Genomic DNA, 24,357 nt, shown 5'->3' with positions numbered 1-24,357 from the left:
ACGGGAGGAACGAACGTGACCCCGCTGCTGCCCACCCTCTCCGCCGCCGTGCCGCCGGACCGCCCGGCCGCGCGCTTCGACGGCCTGACGCTCAGCCACGCGGCGCTCACCGGGGCCGCGCGCGCCGTCGCGGAGGGGCTCACGCCCGGCAGGCCCGTCGCCGTCTGGGCCACGCCGTCGCCCGAGACGGTCGTCGCCGTCGCCGCCGCGCTGCTGGCCGGGGTGCCCGCCGTGCCGCTCAACCCCAAGTCGGGCGACGCCGAGCTGGCCCACATCCTCGGCGACAGCGCCCCCGCCGCCCTCCTCGCCGCCCCCGGCGCCGGGCTCCCCGGCCCCGCCGCCGCCCTGCCCCGTACGGACGTGGACATCTCCGCCCGCGCGCCCGGCACCCCGTACCCCGAACCCCCCGACGAGGCCCCGGCCCTGATCGTCTACACCTCCGGCACCACCGGCCCGCCCAAGGGCGCCGTCCTGCCCCGCCGCGCGATCCGCGCCAACCTCGACGCCCTCGCCGACGCCTGGCGGTGGACGCGCGACGACGTCCTCGTGCACGCGCTGCCCCTCTTCCACGTCCACGGCCTGATCCTCGGCGTCCTCGGCCCGCTGCGGCGCGGCGCCGCGTTTCACCACCTGGGCCGCTTCTCGCCCGGCGCGGCGGCCGAAGCGCTCGCGGGGGAGGGGACGATGCTGTTCGGCGTCCCCACCATGTACCACCGCATCGCCGCCGAACTGGACGCGGACGAACGCCTCGTCCGCGCCCTCGCCGGCGCCCGCCTGCTCGTCTCCGGCTCCGCCGCGCTGCCCGCTCCCGACCGGGAGGCCATCGCCCGCGCCACCGGACGCCGCGTCGTCGAGCGGTACGGCATGACGGAGACGCTGATGAACACCTCCGTGCGCCTTGACGACGCGGACGCGCCCCCCGGCACGGTCGGCACGCCCCTCGCGGGCGTCGAGCTGCGCCTGGTGGACGACGCGGGGGCCGAACTGCCCCCGGACGACCCGGAGTGCGTCGGCGAGATCCAGCTGCGCGGGCCCAGCCTCTTCACCGGCTACCTGAACCGCCCCGACGCCACCGCCGCCGCGTTCGCCCCCGGCGGCTGGTTCCGCACCGGCGACATGGCCACGCGCGACGCCGACGGCCGCGTCCGCATCGTCGGCCGCCGCGCCACCGACCTCATCAAGAGCGGCGGCCACAAGATCGGCGCCGGGGAGATCGAGAACGCGCTGCTGGGCCATCCCGGCGTCCGCGAGGCCGCCGTCACGGGGGAGCCCGACCCCGACCTCGGCGAGCGGATCGTCGCCTGGATCGTCCCCGCCGACCCCGCCGACCCGCCCGGCGCCGACGCGCTCGCCGGACACGTCGCCGCGCTCCTCGCCCCGCACAAGCGCCCGCGCGTCGTCCGCTATCTGACGGCCCTGCCGCGCAACGACATGGGCAAGATCCTGAAGCGGTCCCTTCATGCCTGAGCCCGGCGCGCGCGCCGCCGCGCACGCCGTCGCGGACGGCTTCCGCGACCTGCCCGCCGCACCACCGCGTACGCCCGGCCCGCCGGACGGCCCGATCGGCTGGGCCGGTTACGACGCGGCCCGCGCCGCCGCCGCGCGCCGCACCGGCGAGGCGGAGTCGGTGGTGTGCGGCACGGCGCGGATCGGCGGGCGTGACGTCGTGCTGGTCTCGTTCGAGTTCGGCTTCCTCGGCGGCTCGCTCGGCGAGCGCACCGGCGACCTGCTGGCCGCCGCGCACCGCACCGCGCGCGAACGCCGCGTCCCCCTCGTCTCGCTGCTCGCGACCGGCGGCAGCCGCATGCAGGAGGGCATGCGCGCGCTGGCGCAACTCCAGCGCCTCACCGCCGAGTCGGCCCGTACGCGCGCCGCCGGGCTGCCGCAGGTCGCCGTCGCGCGCGACCCGACGACGGGCGGCGGCTGGGCCGTCCTCGGCGCGGGTGCGGACGTGGTGCTCGCCGTCGAGGGGGCGCAGATCGGCTTCGCCGGTTCACGGGTGCGGCCGCCCGGCGCGGACCCGGCGGCGTACACGGCGCGCGCCCAGTACGCGGCGGGGCACGTGGACGCCGTCGTCGCGCCGGACGAACTGCCCGCCAGGCTCGGCCGCCTGGTCGCCCTGCTCGCGCCGCCGCATCCGCTCGCCCCCGTGGAACCGCCTGGCTCGGGCACCACCGCGCCCGCCGAACTGCTGCCCCGCAGCGGCTGGGAGGCCGTGACCAGGGCGCGCGCGGCGGGCAGGCCCCGCGCGGACGCGTACCTCGACGCGTACTTCGACGTCCGCGAGCCCGTCAGCGGCGACCGCTGCGGCGGCACCGACCCGGGGATGCTGTGCGGCTTCGGCAGCCGCGCGGGCCGTACGGTCGCCTACGCCGCGCAGCGCGGGACGCGCACCACCCCGGCGGGCTACCGCACCGCCGCCCGCCTGATCCGGCTCGCGGGGCGGCTCGGCGTGCCGGTGCTGACCCTGATCGACACCCCGGGCGCGGCCAACGGGCCCGAGGACGAACGGGCGGGCGCGGGCCCGGCGATCGCCGAGGTGTTCACGGCGGTGGCGACCTCGCCGGTGCCGGTGACGGGGCTGCTGGTCGGCGAGGGCGGCTCGGGCGGGGCGCTGGCGCTGGCGCCGCCGGGCAACACCTGGGCGGTACCGGACAGTTACTTCGCGGTGATCGCGCCGGAGGGCGCGGCGGCCATCCTCAAGCGGACGCCGGACGAGGTTCCCGCGACGGCCGACCAGTTGCGCCCGCGCCCGCAGGACCTGGCGGCGCTCGGCGTCACGCGCGGGACGGTCGGGCCCGTTGTCAGTGCCATGCGCCACGATGGGGCGTATGAATGACGCCGACGCCCCGGACAGCCCGGTGGGGACCGAACCGCTCGTCGCCGCCTGGCGCGGCATCCTCGACGCGCCGGACAAGTCCTGGGCCCTGTTCGCCCACGGCACCTGTGTCGTCCTCGTGCGGCCCGAGGAGGACCTGACGCGCCAGGCCGTCCGGATACTGGGGGAGTTCGGCCCCGTGCAGGTCGGCTCCCCTGCGGCCGACTTCGGAGTGATATCCCTCGGCGAGGGGCGCGGCTGGGTCGTCACCGGCCACCACCCGGACGTCCTCACGTACGTGGCGCCCGACGACGCGGCGACCGGTCCGGACGGCTCGGATCTGAGCATCGGCCTGCACGGCCGCACGCTCCGCGATCTGGACGGTGCCCAACTGCGCCTCATACACGTGGAGGACAACCGCCCGACACCCGGCGTCTGACGCCCTCCGGGGACCCGCCAGCCCGACGACACCCGGCGCGGTACACGGTGACGACCGTTCTGCGCCGACGTACACGGCGGTCGGCGAGCCCGTTCGTCAATGCGGGCCGGGGTCCCGGCCGCTTGCTGCGCGACCTGGGCGGTGCCGAACTGCGCGTCATACAGGGTGGGGGACAACCGCCCGGCACCCGGCGCCCGATCCCTCCGGGACCCCGCCTGCGCCACGACATCCGGCCTGGTCGTTGGCGGAGTGGTGCCCGGCCGTCACGCGGCGGTCGGCGAGGGCCGTTCCGACCCGCGGGTCGGATGGCACGGCCGTTCACCGTGCGACTCGGACGGCGCTGAACTGCGCCTGCTCCGGGCGGGGGACGACTGTCCGACACCTGGACCTGGCGTCTTCCGGAGCCGCTTGCCCGGCGCGCCCGGCGCGTGGCTGTCGGCGCATCCGGTCAACGTGCCGGTGTGCCACCGCGCGGAGGATACGGCGCCTCGCGACGCACGGCGCCCGGTGGCGTGAACCCGCGACGGGATACGCGGACCACCGGTCCGGCGCGTGGCGTCAGCCGCCGCCCGGCGGCTGACGCGGTGCCCCGTGAGGCCCACAGGCGCCCGCGCCCGCGTCCGCGCGCACGGACGCAGGGCGGCGGGACACGGGGGTCCCGCCGCCCTGCGTGGGCCGGTGCCGCCGCGCGGCGCGGCGGTGTTCGGAGCGCGGGGGTCAGAACGTGAGGGTCCAGGTCTCGCCGTTGCTCTCGAAGTCGTCCATGTCCTCGACCAGGACGTTCAGCGCCGCCGCGTCGGCGGGCGCGTCGAAGGCGAACTGCCCGGTGGCCGTCTGACCGGCCGGGAGCGCCCCGCCGAAGCCGGACCCCATGGTCTCATCGAAGATCTCCTCCGCCTCCACGCCGTCGTCACCGGCCCGCGCGGTGACCAACAGCATGTCGGTGTCGTACACCTCGGAACCGGAGTTCTCCACGGTGACCGTCACGGCGTACGCGCTGTTGCCCTCGGTGTGGCCCACGGCGTACTCGTCCGGCGTGTAGGGCTCGGGCGCCGAGACGGTGACGGTCACGTCGCCGTCGAACGGTACGCCCTCGCCCGCGCCGTACGTGCCCCCACCCGCCGGAGCCTCCTCCTCGGCGGCCGCGTCGCCGGTGTCCTCGGCGGCGTCGGCGTCCTCGGAGGTCTCCGCCCCGGCCTGCTCCTCGTCCTCCTGGCCCCCCGACTCCGAGCCCGAAGTCTCCTGCGCAGAAGCGGAGTCGCCGTCGTCCTCGCTGGAGCACGCCGTCAGCGCGCCGCCCATGGTGAGCGCCGCCACGGCGATCGCGGCAACGGCCGTCATCCGCTTCCTGGTCCTGACCATGTCAGGTTCCCTCCCTCAGTCAACGCCGACCCCCTCGGGCCGACGGGTCAATAAAAACATGACCTGTGAACCGAGTCAACGGGCAAGTCTGTGAACGGCCTTCGCCGTGCTGTGTATCGAAAACCCCGGAACTGTGGGTAAGGTCGTCCCACCGCGCAGCCGACAGGAGGCAGTCACGTGCCGGGCCACACCTCGGAGGTCACCGCAGCCGGTATCGCCCGGCTCGCCGGAGTAGGACGGGCGGCGGTGAGCAACTGGCGCCGCCGCTACGACCACTTCCCCCAGCCCGTGGGCGGCACGGAGACCAGCCCCACGTTCGCCCTCCCGGAGGTCGAACGCTGGCTCCGCGCCCACGGCAAGCTCGCCGAGGTCCCCCTGCGTGAACGCCTCTGGCAGCTCGTGGAGTCCGACCGCGACGGGCCGGCCGCCGCCGTCGCCCGCCTCGGCGACCAGCTCCTCCAGCACGGCGACCGCCCCCCGGACGGCGCGGACGAGGCCGCCGACGCCACCGCGCGCCTGGCCGCCGGGACGAGCCCGGCCGAGGCGTTCGACTTCCTGCTGGGCCGCCATCTCGACGCCGCCGCCCGCCAGCTGACGCTCACCCCGCCCGACGTCGCGTCCCTCATGGCGGCCCTCGCCGGCCCCGCCGACTCCGTCTACGACCCCGCCTGCGGCCCCGGCACCCTGCTCGCAGCCGCCCGCTGTGCCGACGGCGCCCCGCCCCCCGAACTGCACGGCCAGGACGCCGATCCGCTCCTCGCCCACCTCTGCGGACTGCGGCTCGCCCTGCACGGCAGCCACAGCGTCCACGTCCGCCCCGGCGACACCCTGCTCGCCGACGCCTTCCCCCGACTCGCCGCCGACGCCGCGCTGTGCCACCCGCCGTTCAACGAACGGCACTGGGGCCACGCCGAGCTGTCCTACGACCCGCGCTGGGAGTACGGCCTCCCCGCCCGCACCGAGTCCGAACTCGCCTGGCTCCAGCACACCCTGGCCCGCCTGCGCCCCGGCGGCACCGCCGTCCTCCTGATGCCGCCCGCCGTCGCCGCCCGCCGTACCGGCCGCCGCCTGCGGTCCACCCTCCTGCGCCGCGGCACCCTGCGCGCCGTCATCGCCCTGCCCACCGGCGCCGCCCCGCCGCACAGCCTGCCCCTGCACCTCTGGGTCCTGCGCAAGCCGGACCCCACGGCCCCCTCCATGGCCGCCGAACCGCGCCTGCTGGTCGTCGAGACCGGCAACGTCACCTCCCGCGCCCCGGGCGCCCGCGCCGGTGACGGCCTCGACTGGCCCGCGCTGCACCGCACGGTCCTCGCCGCCTGGAGCGCCTTCGACCGCGACGGCGACCTCCCCGCGCGCCCCGGTGTGCACCGCGCCCTGCCCGTCATCGACCTGCTGGACGACGAGGTCGACCTCACCCCGGCCCGCCACTTGCCCCCACCCGGGCACACCACCGGCGGCTCCGCCCTCACCGCCGTGCAGCGCGACCTCCAGGAGACCCTGCGCCGCACCCTGGAACTCGCACCGGTGCCCGTACCCCCGGGCGACGTCCCCGTGGGCGCCCCGCACTGGTCGACGGTCACCGTGGGCGAACTGGCCCGCTCCGGCGCCCTCGAACTCCACCCCACCGACCCACCCCCCACCCGCCCCGGCGACATCCTGGTCCCGCTGTTCCACGACGGCAGCGCCGCCCCGTACGTCGTCCCCGACAGCGACGCGGGCACCACCCCCGAACGCCACACCGGCCTGCTGCGCCCCGACCCCACCGCCCTCGACCCGTGGTTCCTCGCCGGATTCCTGCGCGGCAGCGCCAACACACGGCAGGCCAGCAGCTACGCCTCCTCCGCCGGACGCATCGACCTGCGCCGCCTCAAGGTCCCCCGGCTCCCGCTGCCCCTGCAACGCCGCTACGGCAGCCGCTTCGCCGAACTGGCCGCCTTCGAGAACGCCCTCGCCCAGGCCGCCGAACTCGGCCGCCGCCTGGCGCAGGGCACCGTGGACGGACTGACCGAGGGCACCCTCCCACCCGGCGGCGACGGACCCTGAACGGCGCCGGGCGGGGACGGCTATCATCCAGATCCGCGGTGCCCGACATGTCGCACCGCTCGAACGGATACCCGATGGGGGTGCGATGTACGGTCCGCCCACGGCCCCGCCACCGCCCGGCCGGGACGTCCGGGCCGAGGCCCTGCGGTGGATCTTCGCCGCGGTCCCCCTGCTGTCGCTCGGCCTGCTCGCCTGGGTGCCGTTCATCCACCTGGCGAGCCGCCGCGGACGCCGCTCCGACTGGCGGTACGCCGCGCTCTACGGGGCGCTGTCCGTCGGCGAGGTGATCCTGCTGGTGACGATCCCCGACGGTGACGACGGCAACGCCGGCGTCTTCGGCGGCGCCTACGTCATCGCGCTGATCCTGGGCGCCTGCTGCCACGCCGCCGTCACAGGCCACCTGCCCCGCCACACCCCCCACGCGCCGCAGCAGACGCCCCTCCCGGGGCCCTACGGGACGCACCACCCCGCGCCGCCCCCCACCCCCACCCCCGCGACCCCCACGTACCCCCGCATGCACCAGGTCGCCTCCGAACTGGACGAACTGGGCGAGTACCTGCGCCGTCAGGAGGGCCGGTGACCTCCCCCCGCCTCCTCGCGGGCCGCTACGAACTGACCGAGCCCCTCGGCAAGGGCGGCATGGGCGAGGTCTGGTCCGGCCGCGACACCGCCCTGGGCGGACGCCGCATCGCCGTCAAGCTCCTCGACGCCGAACGCCTCGCCGACGGCTCGGGCCACGGCGACGCCGAAAGCCTGCGCCACCGCTTCCTCCGCGAGTGCCGCGCCACCGCCCGCGTGGACCACCCGGGCCTGGTCGTCGTCCACGACGCGGGGCAGGACGGGGCCGAACTCTTCCTCGTCATGCAGCTCGTCGACGGCTCCGACCTCGCCGACCACCTGGCCGAGCACGATCCGTACCCCTGGCCCTGGGCCGTCGCCGTCCTCGCGCAGCTCTGCTCCGCGCTCGCCGCCGTGCACGCCCTCGGCATCGTCCACCGCGACCTCAAGCCGGGCAACGTGATGGTCCGCCCCGACGGCCGGATCACCGTCCTCGACCTGGGCATAGCCGCCGTCACCGACGACACCGACGAGGCGCGCCTCACCCGGACCGGCACCCTCCTCGGCACACCCGTCTACATGGCCCCCGAGCAGGCGGTCGGCGGCAGTCCCGTCGGCCCCGCGGCCGACCTGTACGCGCTCGGCGCCATCGGGTACGAACTGCTGGCCGGCCGCGTCCCGTTCACCGCGCCCAACCCGGCGGGCCTCCTCTACAAGAAGCTGCACGAGGAGCCCGTCCCCCTCGCCGGGCTGCGCCCCGGCCTCCCCGCCGGGCTCGCCAACCTGATCCACCAACTGCTCGCCAAGGACCCCGCCGACCGCCCCCGGAGCGCGGCCGCCCTCTTCGTCCCCCTCGCCGAACTCCTGCACACCGCGGGCCCCGGCACAGGCACAGGCGCGGACAGCCCGCTGGACCCCACACGCCCGCTGCGCCACCCGCTGGCCCCCTGGCCGCCCCGCCACGCCGCGCCCGACCTCGCGGCGAGCCTGGAGGAGATCAAGCAGCTGCTGGCCCAGGCCCGTTACCACGAGGTCGCCGACCTGCTGCGGCGCACGCTCCCGGCCGCCGCGCAGCGCTTCGGCGAGACGTCACCGGTCGTGCGCACCCTGCGCAAGCAGTACGCCGCGACCCTGCTGGACACCGCCCAGTACGAGCGCGCCCTGCCCGAGATACGCCGCCTCGCCGACGACCTGACCGCCGACCGCGGCCCGTACGACCCGCTGGTGCTCCAGCTCAGAGCGGACGAACAGCTCTGCCTGCGCCACCTGGGCCACTGAGGCTCCCCCGCCAGGACTCGAACCTGGACTTACGACACCAAAAATCGCAGTGCTGCCGATTACACCACAGGGGATGGCAACGCCCGCCAGAACGGCCCCAACCACCCGCCGCCCGCCGGACACCCCACACTATGCCAGCCCAGCCCCCCTCCACGCGACGGCCGGACGGCCCCGCCGCGGCCCCGCGCACCCTCCTGAGAACGAGCCGATCCCGCCCGTAGGCTGGTCGGCATGAACACTTCGGGGGAGGAGACCACGGCCGGTGGGGGGTACCGGCTGTGGTGGTGGACGCGGCGCCGCAGCGCGGCGCTCGACATAGGGCTCGCGCTGGCGTCGGCCGCCGAATGCGTCATACAGGGCCTGAACTTCGCACAGCGCACGGGCCTGCCGCCCATACTGGTCGCGCTGTTCGGCATCGTCGCGGGCAGCACGGTCGTCATCCGCCGCAAACGCCCGCTGACCGTCATCCTCGTCGCCATCGCCATCCTCCCCACGACGATGGGCGACGTCCTCACCGTCGTCGGCCTCTACACCCTCGCCACCACGGACGCGCCCCGCCGCCTCGTCGGCGCGCTCGCCGCGGCGGAGGCGGCGGGCTCGTTCGCCGTCACCCTGCTGCTGCTGAAGCAGGACCCGGGCCTGGACGCGCAGCCGATGCCCGCCTGGTTCCGCCCGCTGGTCGCGGGGATCTTCGCCGTCGTCCTCGTCGTGCCGCCCGTGCTGCTCGGCATGTACGTACGGGCCAGGCGGCGGCTCGTCGAGTCCCTGCGCGACCGCGCGGGCGGGCTCGAACGGGAGCTGGTCCTCCTCGCCGAGCGCGCCGAGGAGCGCGCCGAGTGGGCCAGGGGAGAGGAACGCCGCCGCATCGCCCGCGAGATGCACGACGTGGTGGCGCACCGCGTCAGCCTGATGGTGGTGCACGCCGCCGCGGTCGCCGCCGTGGCACCCAGGGACCCGGAGCAGGCCGCGCGCAACGCCACCCTCATCGGTGACATGGGCCGCCAGGCTCTCACCGAACTGCGCACGATGCTCGGCGTCCTGCGCGCCGCGGACAAGCCCCTCGTCGCCGCCCCGCCCCGCCCCGCGCCCACCGACCCGCCCGCGAACCCCGGCCCCCAGGCCGTCCCGCCACCGGAGGGCCCCGCGCTCGACGGGCTCGCCGCGCTGATCGACGAGTCGCGCGCGGCGGGCATGTCCGTGGACCTGTCCGTGGAGGGCGAGCCGCGCGGCTACGCCGAGCCGGTCGAGTCCACGGCCTACCGCGTCGTGCAGGAGGCGCTCACCAACGTCCACAAGCACGCGGCGGGCGCCGTCGCCCGCGTCCGGCTCGCGCACCGCGACGGCGAGGTGGCCGTGCTGGTGCAGAACGACGCCCCGGCCGGCGCGCAGGTCCCCGGCGCGCGCCTGCCGAGCGGCGGGAACGGCCTGCTCGGCATGCGCGAGCGCGTCATGGCGCTCGGCGGCGGCTTCGTCTCGGGACCGACGGACGGCGGCGGCTTCCGCGTCTCGGCCGTCATCCCCGACCGGCGGGAGCCGTCCGGTGCCTGAGCCGCGCTGCCCGGCCGGCGGGGGCGCGCCGCCCGCGCTCTTCGACCCCGCCTTCGCCACCGACCCGTACCCCGCGTACGCCTGGCTGCGCGCGCACGCGCCGGTGCACCGGGCGACGCTGCCGAGCGGTGTCGAGGCCTGGCTGGTGACGCGCTACGCCGACGCCCGCCGCGCGCTCGCCGACCCGCGGCTCAGCAAGAACCCGGCGGCGCACACCGCAGAGGCCCACGCCAGGGGCCGCGTCGGCATCCCGGGCGAACGCGGCGCCGGCGTCATGACGCACCTGCTCAACATCGACCCGCCCGACCACACGCGGCTGCGGCGCCTGGTGTCCGCCGCGTTCACGCCCCGGCGCGTGGCGGCGTTCGAGCCCCGCGTGCGCGAGCTGACGCACGCCCTGATCGACGGGTTCGCCGCGCGCGGCTCCGCCGACCTGATCGACGACTTCGCCTTCCCGCTGCCCATCCTCGCGATCTGCGACCTGCTGGGCGTCCCGCGCGAGGACCAGGACGACTTCCGCGCGTGGGCCGGGATGATGCTGCACACCACCGGCAGGCGCGGCGGCGTCGGCCGCGCCGTGAAGCGGATGCGCGCGTACCTGGCCGAGCTGATCCACCGCAAGCGCGCCGGCCTCGGCGACGACCTGATCTCCGGGCTCATCCGCGCCTCGGACGACGGCGAGCAGCTCACGGAGGAGGAGGCCGCGGCCATGGCGTTCATCCTCCTGTTCGCCGGCTTCGAGACGACGGTCAACCTCATCGGCAACGGGCTGCACACCCTGCTGCGCGCGCCGGGCCGACTCGACGCGATGCGCGGCCTGTTCGCGGCGGACGCGGCCGACGGCGGCGACCGCGCCGCGCGCGCCGTCGAGGAACTGCTGCGCTACGACGGGCCGGTCGAGCTGGCCACCTGGCGGTTCGCCGACGAGCCGCTGACGCTCGGCGGGCAGGCGGTGGAACGCGGCGACCCCGTCCTCGTCGTCCTCGCCGCGGCCGACCGCGACCCGGCGCGCTTCACCGACCCCGACCGCCTCGACCTCACCCGCGCCGACAACCCGCACCTCGGCTACGGGCACGGCATCCACTACTGCCTGGGCGCGCCCCTGGCCCGCCTGGAGGCCCGTACGGCGTTCGAGATCCTGCTCGCGCGGCTGCCCGACCTGCGCCCCGGCGGAGACTGGTCGGCGCTGCGCTGGCGCGGCGGCCTCATCATGCGCGGACTCCGTTCCCTGCCCGTGGAGTTCGGACCGGCGGGAATGACCCCGCGTCAATAGTGTGATCCGCGCGTGATCTCTGTGGGATCGGCTTGTGATCGAGTGGTGGGGAGGGCTAGGTTCCCCTCAGCCGCAACAGTGTTCGTACATGTTCGTTCAGGGAGGCCCTACAAAATGCGCTCGGGGACTGGTCGTCAGCGACGTCCGTGGCAGGTCAGGGACGGCGGTGCCGGGGCGGCGGCAGCCGGGAGGGCGGGCGCCCGGCGGTTCGCCGCGCGGGCCGGTCTCCGGCCGGAGTACCGGGAGGACTACGGCGACGACGTCGACTGGGCCGAGGAGGCCGAGGAGGCACAGGCCGAGGAGGAGATGGGCGGTCCCGAGGAGTCGGCCGCGCCCGTCTCCGCGCACGGGCGCCGCGCGCTGCGGGGGGCCGTCCTCCCGTTCCGCCGTGGCGCGGCCGCCCGTCACAAATCAGACATGGGAGGCGATACCGTCGCCATCTCCCCGCGTCGCCGGACGTACTTGAGGTCCGCCGCGGCCTGAACGGCGCGCTGCCCGGGGCGGGGTCCGTGGGGGCGTGCGGGGTGTGAGCATCGTCTCTCCCGCCTTCCATTCCGCCCCTCTCGTCCCACCTGTCCGATTGCCGCATGACCTGCGCGGATTCAGGGTGTTCGCGGTCGCGACGCGGTATTGCGGCGATCTTTACCGATCTCGGACGATCTTGATCGTTCTTGAATCGTTAGGCGACGTGTGTTTAGTGTCCTGCGCCCGGTTCACCGCCGGGCGCCCGGACCGACCACGCCGAATCCTGCCCCGGTCCGGGGGACCACCACCGCACCACCGCGGGCAGGAGCGGGGGACCCGAACCCGCGACCCGGCGGCCGTCATGGCCGGGCCGCGGACGCCGCGCCGTACGCGCACCGTACGGAACGGCTCGGGGTGAAGTCCCGGACGCCGCAGGGCATCCGGGGCCGGGCACTCACCAGCCCGAACCCGACAGCTCACCTCGCAGGCGTCGGTGAGAAGGAACGTCATGCGCTTCTCCTCCGCAAAGGGCCGCCACCGCCGTCCGGGCAGGCCCGTACGGTTCGCCGCCGCCGCCGGTGTGACCGGCGCGGCCCTCGCCGTGCCGCTGATCGGCGCCACCGGCGCCAGCGCCGCCTCCGTCGACACCTGGGACGCCGTCGCCCAGTGCGAGTCCGGCGGCGACTGGTCCATCAACACGGGCAACGGCTACTACGGCGGCCTTCAGTTCTCCGCGTCCAGCTGGGCGGCGGCCGGTGGCACGCAGTACGCCGCCAGCGCCGACCAGGCCACCAAGGAGCAGCAGATCGCCGCCGCCGAGAACCTGCTCGCCATGCAGGGCCCCGGCGCCTGGCCGGTCTGCGGCGCCCAGGCCGGGCTGTCCGCGGGCGGTCCCGCCCCCGAGCTGGGCGGCAGCGAGCCGGCCCCGGCCGAGGAGGCCCCCGCGCCCGTCGAGGAAGCGCCCGTCGAGGAAGCCCCCGTCGTGCGGCAGGCCGCCCCCGCCGCCACCGGCGACTACACGGTCGAGCCGGGCGACACCCTGTCGGCCATCGCCGCCGCCCACGACACGACCTGGCGTCAGATCTACGCCGACAACCAGGACGTGATCGGCGACGACCCGGACCTGATCCTCCCGGGCCAGCAGTTCGTGCTCTGAGCCGTCCGCCGCGCGCGGAGGGTACAGGCCCGGTGCCCGGGGGGCGCGCGACCCCCGGGCACCGGGTTTTCTTCACTGGATAAACAAAAAGCTGGCGCCCCCGTTGAGCTGCGAATTCGTCGGATGTTCAGCCGGGCCTGGCGAGCTGAGGGGCGGTGGCGGCCCACGGGCCGGTTAGGCTCAGAGGGCTCGGGCGCCGAGAAGCCCCGCGCCCAGCAGCCGCACCAGGCCCCGTGACAGAAGGAGACCCACGTGCCGTCCATCGACGTCGTCGTCGCCCGCGAGATCCTGGACTCGCGAGGCAATCCCACGGTCGAGGTCGAGGTCGGCCTCGACGACGGCAGCACCGGCCGCGCAGCGGTGCCCTCCGGTGCCTCCACCGGCGCCTTCGAGGCCCTCGAACTGCGGGACGGCGACCAGAGCCGCTACCTCGGCAAGGGCGTCGAGAAGGCCGTCCTCGCCGTCATCGAGCAGATCGGCCCCGAGCTGGTCGGCTACGACGCCACCGAGCAACGCCTCATCGACCAGGCCATGTTCGACCTGGACGCCACCGCCGACAAGTCGTCCCTCGGCGCCAACGCCATCCTCGGCGTCTCCCTCGCCGTCGCGCACGCCGCGTCCGAGTCCCGCGACCTGCCGCTCTTCCGCTACCTCGGCGGCCCCAACGCGCACCAGCTCCCGGTGCCGATGATGAACATCCTGAACGGCGGCGCGCACGCCGACTCCAACGTGGACATCCAGGAGTTCATGATCGCCCCGATCGGCGCGGAGTCGTTCTCCGAGGCCGTCCGCTGGGGCGCCGAGACCTACCACACGCTGAAGAAGGTCCTCAAGGAGCGCGGCCTCGGCACCGGCCTCGGCGACGAGGGCGGCTTCGCGCCGAGCCTCAGCTCCAACCGCGAGGCGCTCGACCTCATCGTCGAGGCCATCCAGAAGGCCGGCTACACCCCCGGCCAGGACATCGCGCTCGCCCTCGACGTGGCCGCCACCGAGTTCTTCTCCGACGGCGTCTACACCTTCGAGGGCAAGGCCTACACCGCCGAGGAGCTGACCGCCTACTACGCGGAGCTGGTCGACGCGTACCCCCTCGTCTCCATCGAGGACCCGCTGAGCGAGGAGGACTGGGACGGCTGGCAGGCCCTCACCGCAACCCTGGGCCACAAGGTCCAGATCGTCGGCGACGACCTGTTCGTCACCAACCCCGAGCGCCTCCAGCGCGGCATCGACGCGGGCTCCGCCAACGCGCTGCTCGTCAAGGTGAACCAGATCGGCTCCCTCACCGAGACCCTCGACGCCGTCGAGCTGGCCCAGCGCAACGGCTTCAAGTGCATGATGTCCCACCGCTCCGGCGAGACCGAGGACGTCACCATCGCCGACCTCGCCGTCGCCACCAACTGCGGCCAGATCAAGACCGGCGCGCCCGCCCGTTCCGAGCGCGTCGCCAAGTACAACCAGCTGATGCGCATCGAGGAGATCCTCGACGACGCCGCCGTGTACGCGGGCCGCACCGCCTTCCCGCGCTTCCGCGGCTGACCCGTACGGCACCCGGCGGGCACGACATACGCCCGCCACCACCCGTCCCCAGCGCCCCTCCCCGCCCTCCGTCCCGTACGGTGGCGGGGACGGACGCACGGACGAGACGGCGACACGGCAGGGCCGGGACGGGAGGCGACGTGGCCGCGGAGCGCGACCGGTTCTCCACCGCCACCAGACTGCGGGCGCTCGGCGAACAGGCCGCCGCCCGCGTCTACCAGGCGCAGACCCGCAGGCTGACCCCCCGGCCCCGCCGTGTACGCCTCACCGGCCGCGCGGCCGTCCTCGCGCTGGTGATCTGCTCCCTCGTCGTCGCCCTCGCGTACCCGCTGCGGCAGTACATCCAGCAGCGCTCCGAGATCGCCGACCAGCGCCGCCAGGCCGAGGAGGCGCGCGACCGCGTCGCCGAGCTGCGCGACGAGAAGGCACGCTGGCAGGACGACGCGTACGTCCAGCGGCAGGCCAGGGAACGCCTCCTGTTCGTCCTGCCAGGCGAGGTCGGCTACGTCATCCCCGACCCGGGCGACACCGCCGGGGCGGACGAGGGCGAGCGCCTGGAGAACAGGGGCGCCGCCGGGGAGCGGCCGTGGCACGAGAAGATGTGGGAAGGACTCGACCGCGCCGACGGCGCGGACGCCACACCGTGACCGCCGCGCGCGGCACGGCGGGACGGGTCCGCGCCCCCGACGAGCCGTGACCGGAGAGTTCCCCGTGGAGACGACACCCACCGCCCCCGACGCCGCCGACACCGCCGTCGTGCGCGCCCAGCTCGACCGCCCCCCGCGCGGGCTGCGGGCCGTCGCCCACCGCTGCCCCTGCGGCAACCCCGATGTCGTCGAGACCGCCCCCCGGCTGCCCGACGGCACCCCGTTCCCCACCACGTACTACCTGACGTGCCCCCGCGCCGCGTCCGCCATCGGCACGCTGGAGGCGGGCGGCGTGATGAGGGAGATGACGGCCAGGCTCGCCGAGGACCCGGAGCTGGCCGCCGCCTACCGCGCCGCCCACGAGGACTACATCGCCCGGCGCGACGCCATCGGGGTCCTCCCCGGCTTCCCCAGCGCCGGGGGCATGCCCGACCGCGTGAAGTGCCTGCACGTCCTCGTCGCGCACTCCCTGGCCGCCGGGCCAGGCGTCAACCCGCTGGGCGACGAGGCGCTGGCGATGCTGCCCGAGTGGTGGCGCAAGGGGCCCTGCGTCCCGCGTGGGGCCGCCGACAGCAGCAGCACGGGTACAGGAGAGGACCTTCCCGCATGACGTCCGTCGCCGCCATCGACTGCGGCACCAACTCGATCCGCCTCCTCGTCGCCCGCACCGACCGGGACACCGGACTGCTCACCGACCTGGACCGGCGCATGGAGATCGTGCGCCTCGGCCAGGGCGTGGACCGCACCGGGCGGCTCGCCCCGGAGGCGCTGGAGCGTACGTTCGCCGCCTGCCGCGCGTACGCCGACGCGATCCGGGCGCACGGCGTGCCGCCCGAGCGGGTCCGCTTCGTCGCCACCTCGGCGACGCGCGACGCGGCCAACCGCGACGACTTCACGCGCGGCGTGCGGGAGATCCTCGGCGTCACGCCCGAGGTCGTCACGGGCGACGAGGAGGCCGCCCTGTCGTTCACCGGCGCCACCCGCGAACTCGCCCGGGACACCTACCTGGTGACGGACATCGGCGGCGGCTCCACCGAGTTCGTCCTCGGCGCGGGCGGCGTACGGGCGGCGCGCAGCGTGGACATCGGCTGCGTCCGGCTCACCGAGCGCCACCTCACCGGGGACGACGGCGCCGTCGCCGACCCGCCGTCCGCCGCGCAGGCCGCCGCCATGACGGCCGACATCGACGCCGCCCTCGACCTGGCCGCCGAGCGGGTGCCGCTCACCGAGGCGGGCACGCTGGTGGGCCTCGCCGGGTCGGTCACCACGGTCGCCGCGATCGCCCTCGGCCTGACCGCGTACGACCCGGGCGCCATCCACCACGCGCGCATCGGCGTCGGCCAGGTCGGCGAGACCACCGACCGGCTGCTCGCCGCCACGCACGCGGAGCGCGCGGCGATCCCCGTGATGCACCCGGGCCGCGTGGACGTCATCGGCGCGGGCGCGCTGATCCTGCGCCGCGTCATGGAGCGCACGGGCGCCTCGGAGGTCGTGGTGAGCGAGCACGACATCCTGGACGGCATCGCCTACGGCGTGGCCGACCGCGCCTGACGCGCGGCCGGCGTCACCGGCCCGCGTTCAGAGTCCCCGGTACGCATCGCGCCGGCCGCCCACCTTGACGTCCAGGACGAGGAGTTCGTCGTCCTGGACGCGGTAGGCCACCCGGTAGGCGCCGACGCGGAGCCGGTAGAGGCCCGAGGGGCCGGCGAGTCTCTTGATGTCCGCGTCGGCACGGCGCGGGTCGTCGCCGAGCGCGGTCAGCGAGGTCAGGATGCGCATGGCGTCGAGCCGGTCGACCGCTCGGAGCTGCCGCTGGGCCGCCGGTGTGAACCGGAGGGTGTACTTCACGCCGCGTCGTCGCCGGTGCGCTCGGCGAACAGCTCTGCCAGTAGCTCTGCCATGGACACGGTGGGCTCTCCGGCGGCGAGCTCGGCCTCCGCTTCCCGGGCCAGCAAGAGGTCGGCCGCCTCCTCGACGGCGTCGAAGTCGGCGATCGGCACCAGCGCCGCCACCGGCACGCCATTGCGCGTGATCACCGTCGGGGTCCCCTGCTCGGCCAGGTTGATGTGGTCGGCCAGGTGGGCGCGGGCTTCCCGGACAGTCGCGGTGTTGTCTGCCATGCAGCAAGTGTACGCATCATTGTGTACACGCAGGTGACGGCCGTGGAGCGTGGAAGCCGACCGCTTCGGTCGGGGATGCGGGCTCGCCCCCCCTCGTATGGCGCGCTCCGGAGGCATGGCCGCAGGTCGGAAGCCGGTTGGTGGGCGAGCGCGGCCCGGAGCGCGGAGGGGAGTGCCGACACCGGGCGGCCGCCCCGCCGAAAGGTTCGTGAACTTTTTCACATGGGATCGACCCCACAAGGGTGGTGAAGGGGTCGCAGGCGGGTCCCGGTGGCCGGAAACCGCCGCTGGGTGGGCCGGTTCCCTCCCCGGGCCGCCGGACCGCGCGCGGGGCGGCGGGGGAGCGCCGACTGCCCCGGTGCGCCTGGCGCACCGGCCGCGAGCTGCGGCGTTCGTCCGGTTACGGCCGCACGCGCGCCCCCTGCCCCGCCGCCGTCGACCGCCTGGCGCGGATGGCGGGCGGAAAAGGGGGCGCAGTGTAGCAGAACGACACCCCATGCTTGTGAAGCCCCTCACGAGCTACCCCCCTGGGCCGGGTGGATACTCGATGGCATGAGCACCACGGAGCGTCCCCGAATTCTCGTCGTAGGCGGCGGGTACGTCGGTCTGTACGCAGCCCGCCGGATCTTGAAGAAGATGCGGTACGGCGAGGCGACCGTCACCGTCGTCGATCCGCGTTCCTACATGACGTACCAGCCCTTCCTCCCCGAAGCGGCAGCAGGAAGCATCTCCCCGCGTCACGTTGTGGTGCCGCTGCGCCGGGTGCTCCCCAAGGCCGAGGTCCTCACCGGCCGTGTCACCTCCATCGACCAGGACCGCAAGGTCGCCTCCGTGGCGCCGCTCGTCGGCCGGCCGTACGAGGTCCCGTTCGACTACCTGGTGGTCGCGCTCGGCGCGGTCTCCCGTACGTTCCCCATCCCCGGGCTCGCCGAGCAGGGGATCGGGATGAAGGGCGTGGAGGAGGCCATCGGCCTGCGCAACCACGTCCTGGAGCAGCTCGACAAGGCCGACTCCACCACCGATCCCGAGATCCGGCGCAAGGCGCTGACGTTCGTCTTCGTCGGCGGCGGTTTCGCCGGCGCGGAGACGATCGGCGAGGTCGAGGACATGGCGCGCGACGCCGCCAGGTACTACCCGGGCATCACCCGCGAGGACATGCGGTTCGTGCTCGTGGACGTCGCGGACAAGATCCTCCCCGAGGTCGGCCCGAAGCTCGGCGAGTGGGGCCTGGAGCACCTCGCCGCGCGCGGCATCGAGATCCACCTCAAGACGTCGGTCAACTCCTGCGTGGACGGCCACGTCGAGCTGAGCAACGGCGTCACCGCCGACTCGAACACCATCGTCTGGACGGCCGGGGTCAAGCCCAACCCGGTGCTCGCCCGCTACGGCCTCCCGCTCGGCCCGCGCGGCCACGTGGACACCGAGCCGACGCTCCAGGTGAAGGGCACCGACTCCATCTGGTCGGCCGGCGACAACGCCCAGGTCCCCGACCTCGCGGCCCGCGCCGCCGGTGTCGAGAACGCCTGGTGCCCGCCGAACGCCCAGCACGCCCTGCGGCAGGCCAAGGTCCTCGGTGACAACGTCATCTCGGGGATGCGCGGCTTCCCGCAGAAGGACTACAAGCACGCGAGCATGGGCGCGGTCGCCGGTCTGGGCCTGCACAAGGGCGTCGCCGCGATCAAGCTCGGCAAGCTGACCTTCCGCTTCCGCGGGCGGCTCGGCTGGTACATGCACCGCGGCTACCACGGCCTGGCCGTGCCGACGTGGAACCGCAAGATCCGCGTCTTCGCGGACTGGACGCTCGGCCTGTTCCTCAAGCGCGAGGTCGTCTCGCTCGGCGCGATGGAGCGGCCGCGCGAGGAGTTCCACGAGGCCGCGGCGCCGGTGACGGCCGCCGCCGAGCAGAAGCGGCTGGCCGCAGCGCCGGCCGAGGCCGACGCGAAGTCCACCGTCAAGGCGGGCTGACCAGGCGTCAGAACGACCCGGGAGGGGGCGGTACGGCGGAAGCCGGACCGCCCCCTCCGCCGTGCGCGCCTCCACGGCGACGGGCGCTTTTCCTACTTTTTACCCTCCCCTTGTGCCACGTTTTGTACCGCTTTATTACGCCTCGGGCGTTAATACCTGCGGAATGCACCTGCCTCCCCGGGCGTTTCTGGATCGCCTGACTCTCCGGGCTGAACAGAATCAGACTGTTCCCTTTTCTGGAGGTGTGTCCGTATGCCCGCTGCTCAACGGCTGGCCGCACTCATCGAACAGGTACTCGGCGGCCCACTCCCCGTCCGCCTGCGCGCCTGGGACGGCAGCGAGGCCGGGCCGCCCGGGACCACGGGACCCGTCCTCGTCGTACGGCACCGGCGGGCCCTGCGCCGCCTCCTCTACCGGCCGGGCGAACTGGGCCTGGCGCGCGCCTGGGTCGCGGGCGAACTGGACGTCGAGGGCGACCTGTACGAGGCGCTCGACCGCCTGACCTCGCTCGCCGCGCGGCGCCCTCCGCTCGCCCCCGCCGCCCGACTCGCCCTCGCCCGCGACCTCGTCCGCCTGATCGGCCCGGTCGTCCCCGTCCCGCTGCCCCCGCCGCCCGAGGAGGTGTCCCGGCGCGGCGGGCCGATGCACTCCCTGCGCCGCGACCGCGCCGCCATCAGCCACCACTACGACGTGGGGAACGACTTCTACGAGCTGGTGCTCGGCCCCTCGATGGTCTACTCGTGCGCCGTCTTCGGCACGGAGGACACCACCCTGGAGGAGGCCCAGGCCGCCAAGCTCGACCTCGTCTGCCGCAAGCTCGCCCTGCGCGAGGGGCAGCGGCTGCTCGACGTCGGCTGCGGCTGGGGCTCGATGGCGATCCACGCGGCGCGCGAGTACGGGGTGCGGGTCGTCGGCATCACCCTCTCGGAGGAGCAGGCCGCCTACGCGCGGGAACGCGCCCTCAAGGAGGGCCTGGAGGACCGTGTCGAGATCCGCGTCCAGGACTACCGCGAGACGGCGGACGGGCCGTTCGACGCCATCTCCTCCATCGGGATGGCGGAGCACGTGGGCGCCGCGCGCTACCAGGAGTACGCCACGCGCCTGTTCGGCCTCCTGCGCGAGGGCGGGCGGCTCCTCAACCACCAGATCGCCCGCCGCCCGTGGCAGGACGAGGGCGCCTACCGCATCGACCCGTTCATCGACGCGTACGTCTTCCCGGACGGCGAGCTGGCGCCGGTCGGCACGACGGCCGGGCTGCTGGAACGCGCGGGCTTCGAGGTCAGGGACGCCGAGGCGCTGCGCGAGCACTACGCCCTGACGCTGCGGCAGTGGGTGCGCAACCTGGAGGCGGGCTGGGGCGAGGCCGTGCGCCTGACGAGCGCCGGGCGGGCGCGCGTCTGGCGGCTGTACATGGCGGCCTCCGCGCTCGCCTTCGAACGGGGGCGGATCGGCGTGAACCAGATCCTCGCCGTGCGTCCCCCGGCGGACGGCGCGTCGTCACTGCCACTGCGCCCCCGCGCCTGGGTGGAACGCGCCGCCTGACCGGCTGCCCGACGGGGACGGCGCGGCCCGGCCGCGCCGTCCCCTCCGTCCTGGCGGTCAGTCGGCCTTGATGGCCTCCAGCATGTTGAGCCGCGCGGCGCGGCGGGCGGGCCACAGGGCGGCCAGGACGCCCACCAGCCCGGCCAGCAGCAGGAAGACCGCCATGCGGCCCCAGGGCAGGACCATCTCGTACGTCGACATCGCGTCGCCTATCAGCCGGCCCACGGCCCAGCCGAAGAAGACGCCGAGCGCCAGGCCGAGCACGCCGCCGAACAGCGCGATGGTGATCGACTCCAGCCGGACCATGCGCTTGGTGGAGCGCCTGTCGAGGCCGATCGCCCGCAGCATGCCGATCTCCTGGCGCCGCTCGAAGACCGACATGGCGAGGGTGTTGATGACGCCGAGGACGGCGACGACCACCGCCATCGCGAGCAGCCCGTAGAGCATGTTGAGCATCAGCGTGAAGAGGTAGGCGATGTCCTCGGAGATGTCCTCCTCGTCCTGGACGAGGATCGCCGGGTTGTCGCCGAGCGCGCTCTCCAGCCGGTCCTTGGCGGCGTCGGAGGCACCCGCGTCGAGGCGCAGCATCACCTGGAAGTCCTGCACGCGGCTCATGTGCGGGTCGAGCGTCGCGCTGTCGAGCATGATGCCGCTGATCAGCTCGTTGCCCTCGTAGACGCCCGTGACCGTGAGGCTGCCGGTCCCCTGGTCCTCCCAGGTGACGTCGACGGTGTCGCCGAGCCCCCAGCCGTACTCGTCGGCCATGTTCTCGTCCACGACGGCGTTCCGCCCGGTGAGCCCGTCGAACGACCCGGCGGTGAAGCGGACGTTCACCAGCTCGGGTATCGCCTCGCCGTCCACGCCGGTGAGGTACTGCACGTCCGGGTCGTCGGCGACGAGGACGGGCGAGGCCCGCAGCCCGCTGATGGCCGTGACGCCGGGCTGCTCGGCGAGCGTGCTCCCGACCTCGGGCGACAGCGGCGCGAAGTTGGCCATCGAGACGACGTAGTCGGACGTCATCGACTCGGCGGCCAGCCGGTCGATGGCCTTGGCGAGCGAGTCGGCGATCACCGTCATGCCCGTGATCAGGGTGAGGCCGATCATCAGCGCGGACGCGGTGGCGGCGGTCCTGCGCGGGTTGCGCACCGCGTTGAGCCGCGCCAGCTTGCCCGAGACGCCGAACGGCCGCATCAGCGGGGACGCGAGCGCGATCACCGGCCGGGACAGCAGGGGGGTGAGGACGAAGACGCCGATCACGAGCAGGGCGGCGCCGAGGCCCATCGTGGCCCCGCTGTCGTCCGCGCCGATGCCCGCCAGGACGAGCGCGCCGCCCGCCGCGGCGAACAGGGCGCCGATCGCGTTGCGCACCAGCAGGCCGCGTGTGGTGGGCACCGCGTGCAGGCTGCTCATCGCCGCCACCGGCGGGATCTTCGCCGCGCGCCGCGCGGGCAGCCAGGCGGCCAGCACGGTGATGACGACGCCCACCAGCAGCGGGGTGGCTATGGACGAGGCCGAGACGACCAGCGGCCCGTCCGGGACGGTGATGCCGGTCGCCGACATGACGCCGCGCAGCCCGGCCGCGATGCCGATGCCGGCGGCGAGCCCGGCCGCGCCCGCGACGGCGCCGACCGCCAGCGCCTCGACGAGGACCGAGCGCGTCACCTGCCGCCTGCTGGCGCCGACCGCGCGCAGCAGCGCCAGCTCACGCGTGCGCTGGGCCACCAGCATGGTGAACGTGTTGGCGATGATGAAGACGCCGACGAACAGGGCGATCCCGGCGAAGCCGAGCAGCGCCGTCCGCATGCCGCTGGTGGCCGCCTCGATGCTCTCCGCCTGGTCCCGGGCCGCCTGCTCGCCGGTGACGGCCTCGGCGTCGTCGGGCAGCAGCGGCGCGACGGCCGCCCGCAGCGCGTCCTGCGAGGTGCCGGACTCCGCCGCCACGACGATCTCGGTCCAGCCGCCGTCCGAGGTGTACAGCTCCTGGGCGGTCGCGGTGTCGAACAGGACGAGCGAGCCGCCCGCCGCCACGGCGCCGTCGTCGGTCGTGAAGACGCCGGTGACGGTCTCCTCGCGCACGGGGCCGTCCACGGACAGGCGCGCCGTGTCGCCCACGGCGTAGCCGGTGCGCTCCGCCGTCTTCGCGTCGACGGCTATCTCGCCGTCGCGCTCGGGGGCGCGGCCCTCGGCCAGCGGGTAGCGCGTGTCGGTGCCCGAACCGTCGGCGCCGGCGAAGTAGTTGGCGCCCGTCGTGTCCCAGCCGTCGCCGACGAGGTCGCCGTCCTTGTCGGCGAGCGCGGCGAAGCCGGAGACGTCGCCGGTGGCCGAGGCGACGCCGGGCAGGGCGGCCACGGCGTCGAGCAGTTCCGGCGGCAGGTCGGCGGCGCCACCCGGGGTCTCCTCGGCGGCGTCGCTGTCGTCGTCGGGCCTGATGGCCACGTCCACGTCGGCGAGGCCGTCCTCCGCGCTGCGCTCGAAGGCTTCGGAGAGGGTGGCGGTGAACACGAGGGTGCCCGCGACGAACGCCACGCCGAGCAGGACGGCGAGGGTCGTCATGAGCAAGCGCGCCTTGTGCGCGAAGACGTTGCGCAGGGCGGTTCTGAGCATGCTGGATTCCCGGGAACGGTGTCGGGTGAGGTCGGTCTGTGCGGTACCGGTGGAGCGGCGGTCGCGTCAGCTGGTGCGGCCCTTGGCGTCGTACCGCTTCATGTGTTCGAGCACCCGCTCGGCGGTCGGGTCCGCCATGTCGTCGACGACGCGCCCGTCGGCGAGGAAGACCACGCGGTCCGCGTAGGACGCCGCGACCGGGTCGTGGGTGACCATCACGACCGTCTGGCCGAGGTCGCGCACCGACTCCCGCAGGAAGCCCAGGACTTCGGCGCCCGCGCGGGAGTCGAGGTTGCCCGTGGGCTCGTCGCCGAAGATGATGTCCGGCCGGCTCGCGAGGGCGCGTGCGACGGCGACGCGCTGCTGCTGGCCGCCGGAGAGCTGGGCCGGGCGGTGCCTGAGCCGGTCGGCCAGCCCGACGGTGGATATGACGCGGTCCAGCCACTCCTTGTCGGGCTTGCGCCCGGCGATGTCCATGGGCAGCGTGATGTTCTCCAGGCCGTTCAGCGTCGGCAGCAGGTTGAACGCCTGGAAGATGAAGCCCACGCGGTCACGGCGCAGCTGGGTCAGCTTCTTGTCCTTCAGCCCCGTGATCTCCGTCTCGCCGATGTGCGCCGAGCCGCCGGAGACGGTGTCGAGACCCGCCATGCAGTGCATCAGCGTGGACTTGCCCGAGCCGGACGGCCCCATGATCGCGGTGAACTCGGCCTGCCGGAACTCGACGGACACGTGGTCCAGGGCGACGACCTGGGTCTCACCGGTGCCGTAGACCTTCGTCAGGTCGGTGGCGCGTGCGGCCACCGGCGTGGTAGGGGCGGCCGGGGAGGCGTCGGCAAACGTGGACACGGGAGCGCTCCTGGGAAGTGGGTGACTGACGGTGCTCCGCCATCCTCTGCCACGCCGCCCGGCGGGCGCGATCCGTCATCGTGCTTGTTCTCTGTTCTCTTCAGGGGTATGCCGCGTCTCCCGGCGTCATCCTTGAGGAGGACGGCACCCCTGTGTGCCC

Annotated in this window: 21 protein-coding genes, 1 tRNA gene and 1 riboswitch; of the genes, 16 read left to right on the top strand and 6 right to left on the bottom strand. The window is 74.6% G+C overall.

The window, feature by feature from the left end:
• The first annotated feature begins 15 nt into the window (after positions 1-15).
• Genes ACL02R_RS15700 through ACL02R_RS15690 form a run of 3 tightly spaced genes read left to right on the top strand, consistent with a single transcriptional unit; the run spans position 16 to position 3,257 of the window.
• A complete protein-coding gene (locus ACL02R_RS15700) occupies positions 16-1,467 on the top strand; it encodes an acyl-CoA synthetase (RefSeq protein WP_412797515.1) in 1,452 nt (483 codons plus the stop codon).
• Entirely contained in the window at positions 1,460-2,839 is a 1,380-nt protein-coding gene (locus ACL02R_RS15695; RefSeq protein ID WP_412797514.1) for a carboxyl transferase domain-containing protein, read from the top strand. The genes ACL02R_RS15700 and ACL02R_RS15695 overlap by 8 nt, the downstream gene beginning before the upstream one ends.
• Positions 2,832-3,257 carry a hypothetical protein gene (locus ACL02R_RS15690; protein WP_412797513.1) on the top strand — a complete coding sequence of 142 codons (426 nt, stop codon included), beginning with the start codon at positions 2,832-2,834 and terminating at the stop codon, positions 3,255-3,257. Before ACL02R_RS15695 ends, ACL02R_RS15690 begins: the two co-directional genes overlap by 8 nt.
• A 717-nt stretch (positions 3,258-3,974) precedes the next feature.
• Here ACL02R_RS15690 and ACL02R_RS15685 read toward each other — a convergent pair.
• Positions 3,975-4,619, bottom strand: a complete 645-nt coding sequence (locus ACL02R_RS15685) for a DUF4352 domain-containing protein (RefSeq protein WP_412797512.1) — start codon at positions 4,617-4,619, stop codon at positions 3,975-3,977.
• A gap of 177 nt (positions 4,620-4,796) precedes the next feature.
• Between ACL02R_RS15685 and ACL02R_RS15680 the strand changes: the two genes are divergently transcribed.
• The 3 genes from ACL02R_RS15680 (at position 4,797) to ACL02R_RS15670 (ending at position 8,498) form a co-directional block, all read left to right on the top strand.
• Entirely contained in the window at positions 4,797-6,662 is a 1,866-nt protein-coding gene (locus tag ACL02R_RS15680) for an N-6 DNA methylase (RefSeq protein ID WP_412797511.1), read from the top strand.
• Positions 6,663-6,747: 85 nt separating this feature from the next.
• Complete coding sequence (locus tag ACL02R_RS15675) at positions 6,748-7,242, top strand: hypothetical protein (protein ID WP_412797510.1); 495 nt, start codon at positions 6,748-6,750, stop codon at positions 7,240-7,242.
• Entirely contained in the window at positions 7,239-8,498 is a 1,260-nt protein-coding gene (locus ACL02R_RS15670; protein ID WP_412797509.1) for a serine/threonine-protein kinase, read from the top strand. The genes ACL02R_RS15675 and ACL02R_RS15670 overlap by 4 nt, the downstream gene beginning before the upstream one ends.
• 2 nt (positions 8,499-8,500) lie before the next feature.
• On the opposite strand, the gene ACL02R_RS15665 is transcribed toward ACL02R_RS15670, so the two are convergent.
• Positions 8,501-8,572 (bottom strand) — tRNA-Gln (locus ACL02R_RS15665).
• Between the two features lie 157 nt (positions 8,573-8,729).
• Between ACL02R_RS15665 and ACL02R_RS15660 the strand changes: the two genes are divergently transcribed.
• The 8 genes from ACL02R_RS15660 to ACL02R_RS15625 all read left to right on the top strand — a co-directional run bounded on the left by ACL02R_RS15660 (position 8,730) and on the right by ACL02R_RS15625 (position 16,671).
• Positions 8,730-10,046, top strand: coding sequence for a sensor histidine kinase (locus tag ACL02R_RS15660; protein WP_412797508.1), 1,317 nt, complete (start codon positions 8,730-8,732; stop codon positions 10,044-10,046).
• The gene (locus tag ACL02R_RS15655) at positions 10,039-11,319 is read left to right on the top strand and encodes a cytochrome P450 family protein (RefSeq protein WP_412797507.1); all 1,281 of its coding nucleotides are present in this window, start codon (positions 10,039-10,041) and stop codon (positions 11,317-11,319) included. The genes ACL02R_RS15660 and ACL02R_RS15655 overlap by 8 nt, the downstream gene beginning before the upstream one ends.
• Before the next feature lie 114 nt (positions 11,320-11,433).
• On the top strand, positions 11,434-11,802 hold the full coding sequence (locus ACL02R_RS15650; protein WP_412797506.1) for a hypothetical protein: 369 nt from the start codon (positions 11,434-11,436) through the stop codon (positions 11,800-11,802).
• A 354-nt stretch (positions 11,803-12,156) separates the two neighbouring features.
• Positions 12,157-12,289, top strand: a riboswitch (cyclic di-AMP (ydaO/yuaA leader).
• A 3-nt stretch (positions 12,290-12,292) separates the two neighbouring features.
• Positions 12,293-12,940 (top strand): transglycosylase family protein, encoded by a 648-nt coding sequence (locus ACL02R_RS15645; RefSeq protein ID WP_412797505.1) that lies wholly within the window; start codon positions 12,293-12,295, stop codon positions 12,938-12,940.
• A gap of 252 nt (positions 12,941-13,192) precedes the next feature.
• Complete coding sequence (gene eno, locus ACL02R_RS15640) at positions 13,193-14,473, top strand: phosphopyruvate hydratase (protein WP_362957892.1); 1,281 nt, start codon at positions 13,193-13,195, stop codon at positions 14,471-14,473.
• 140 nt (positions 14,474-14,613) lie between these two features.
• Complete coding sequence (locus ACL02R_RS15635) at positions 14,614-15,120, top strand: FtsB family cell division protein (protein WP_412797504.1); 507 nt, start codon at positions 14,614-14,616, stop codon at positions 15,118-15,120.
• A 46-nt stretch (positions 15,121-15,166) separates the two neighbouring features.
• Entirely contained in the window at positions 15,167-15,730 is a 564-nt protein-coding gene (locus ACL02R_RS15630; RefSeq protein WP_412797503.1) for a DUF501 domain-containing protein, read from the top strand.
• A complete protein-coding gene (locus ACL02R_RS15625) occupies positions 15,727-16,671 on the top strand; it encodes an exopolyphosphatase (protein ID WP_412797502.1) in 945 nt (314 codons plus the stop codon). The genes ACL02R_RS15630 and ACL02R_RS15625 overlap by 4 nt, the downstream gene beginning before the upstream one ends.
• Before the next feature lie 27 nt (positions 16,672-16,698).
• On the opposite strand, the gene ACL02R_RS15620 is transcribed toward ACL02R_RS15625, so the two are convergent.
• Both ACL02R_RS15620 and ACL02R_RS15615 read right to left on the bottom strand, forming a co-directional pair.
• Positions 16,699-16,968, bottom strand: a complete 270-nt coding sequence (locus tag ACL02R_RS15620) for a type II toxin-antitoxin system RelE family toxin (RefSeq protein ID WP_412797501.1) — start codon at positions 16,966-16,968, stop codon at positions 16,699-16,701.
• On the bottom strand, positions 16,965-17,240 hold the full coding sequence (locus tag ACL02R_RS15615) for a type II toxin-antitoxin system Phd/YefM family antitoxin (protein ID WP_412797500.1): 276 nt from the start codon (positions 17,238-17,240) through the stop codon (positions 16,965-16,967). The genes ACL02R_RS15620 and ACL02R_RS15615 overlap by 4 nt, the downstream gene beginning before the upstream one ends.
• Positions 17,241-17,792: 552 nt before the next feature.
• Between ACL02R_RS15615 and ACL02R_RS15610 the strand changes: the two genes are divergently transcribed.
• Together ACL02R_RS15610 and ACL02R_RS15605 are read left to right on the top strand one after the other, a co-directional pair.
• The gene (locus tag ACL02R_RS15610; RefSeq protein WP_412797499.1) at positions 17,793-19,205 is read left to right on the top strand and encodes an NAD(P)/FAD-dependent oxidoreductase; all 1,413 of its coding nucleotides are present in this window, start codon (positions 17,793-17,795) and stop codon (positions 19,203-19,205) included.
• A gap of 252 nt (positions 19,206-19,457) precedes the next feature.
• Positions 19,458-20,747, top strand: a complete 1,290-nt coding sequence (locus ACL02R_RS15605; protein WP_412797498.1) for a class I SAM-dependent methyltransferase — start codon at positions 19,458-19,460, stop codon at positions 20,745-20,747.
• Positions 20,748-20,804: 57 nt separating this feature from the next.
• On the opposite strand, the gene ACL02R_RS15600 is transcribed toward ACL02R_RS15605, so the two are convergent.
• Positions 20,805-23,351, bottom strand: coding sequence for an ABC transporter permease (locus tag ACL02R_RS15600; protein WP_412797497.1), 2,547 nt, complete (start codon positions 23,349-23,351; stop codon positions 20,805-20,807).
• A 66-nt stretch (positions 23,352-23,417) separates the two neighbouring features.
• Positions 23,418-24,197: an ABC transporter ATP-binding protein gene (locus ACL02R_RS15595; protein ID WP_412797496.1), complete on the bottom strand. Its 780-nt coding sequence runs from the start codon at positions 24,195-24,197 to the stop codon at positions 23,418-23,420.
• Positions 24,198-24,357: the final 160 nt, after the last annotated feature.

The sequence above is a fragment of the Streptomyces sp. MS19 genome (genome assembly GCF_047200595.1).
Taxonomy (GTDB): domain Bacteria; phylum Actinomycetota; class Actinomycetes; order Streptomycetales; family Streptomycetaceae; genus Streptomyces.
This window is presented reverse-complemented; position numbering and strand designations above follow the sequence as displayed.

What these genes read in the sequence shown, in the direction of transcription:
- ACL02R_RS15695 (WP_412797514.1), top strand. Translation starts at nt 1,460, where the DNA reads ATGCCTGAGCCCGGCGCGCGCGCCGCCGCGCACGCCGTCGCGGACGGC.
- ACL02R_RS15690 (WP_412797513.1), top strand. Translation starts at nt 2,832, where the DNA reads ATGAATGACGCCGACGCCCCGGACAGCCCGGTGGGGACCGAACCGCTC.
- ACL02R_RS15685 (WP_412797512.1), bottom strand. Translation starts at nt 4,619, where the DNA reads ATGGTCAGGACCAGGAAGCGGATGACGGCCGTTGCCGCGATCGCCGTG.
- ACL02R_RS15675 (WP_412797510.1), top strand. Translation starts at nt 6,748, where the DNA reads ATGTACGGTCCGCCCACGGCCCCGCCACCGCCCGGCCGGGACGTCCGG.
- ACL02R_RS15660 (WP_412797508.1), top strand. Translation starts at nt 8,730, where the DNA reads ATGAACACTTCGGGGGAGGAGACCACGGCCGGTGGGGGGTACCGGCTG.
- ACL02R_RS15650 (WP_412797506.1), top strand. Translation starts at nt 11,434, where the DNA reads ATGCGCTCGGGGACTGGTCGTCAGCGACGTCCGTGGCAGGTCAGGGAC.
- ACL02R_RS15645 (WP_412797505.1), top strand. Translation starts at nt 12,293, where the DNA reads ATGCGCTTCTCCTCCGCAAAGGGCCGCCACCGCCGTCCGGGCAGGCCC.
- ACL02R_RS15625 (WP_412797502.1), top strand. Translation starts at nt 15,727, where the DNA reads ATGACGTCCGTCGCCGCCATCGACTGCGGCACCAACTCGATCCGCCTC.
- ACL02R_RS15615 (WP_412797500.1), bottom strand. Translation starts at nt 17,240, where the DNA reads ATGGCAGACAACACCGCGACTGTCCGGGAAGCCCGCGCCCACCTGGCC.
- ACL02R_RS15610 (WP_412797499.1), top strand. Translation starts at nt 17,793, where the DNA reads ATGAGCACCACGGAGCGTCCCCGAATTCTCGTCGTAGGCGGCGGGTAC.
- ACL02R_RS15605 (WP_412797498.1), top strand. Translation starts at nt 19,458, where the DNA reads ATGCCCGCTGCTCAACGGCTGGCCGCACTCATCGAACAGGTACTCGGC.
- ACL02R_RS15600 (WP_412797497.1), bottom strand. Translation starts at nt 23,351, where the DNA reads ATGCTCAGAACCGCCCTGCGCAACGTCTTCGCGCACAAGGCGCGCTTG.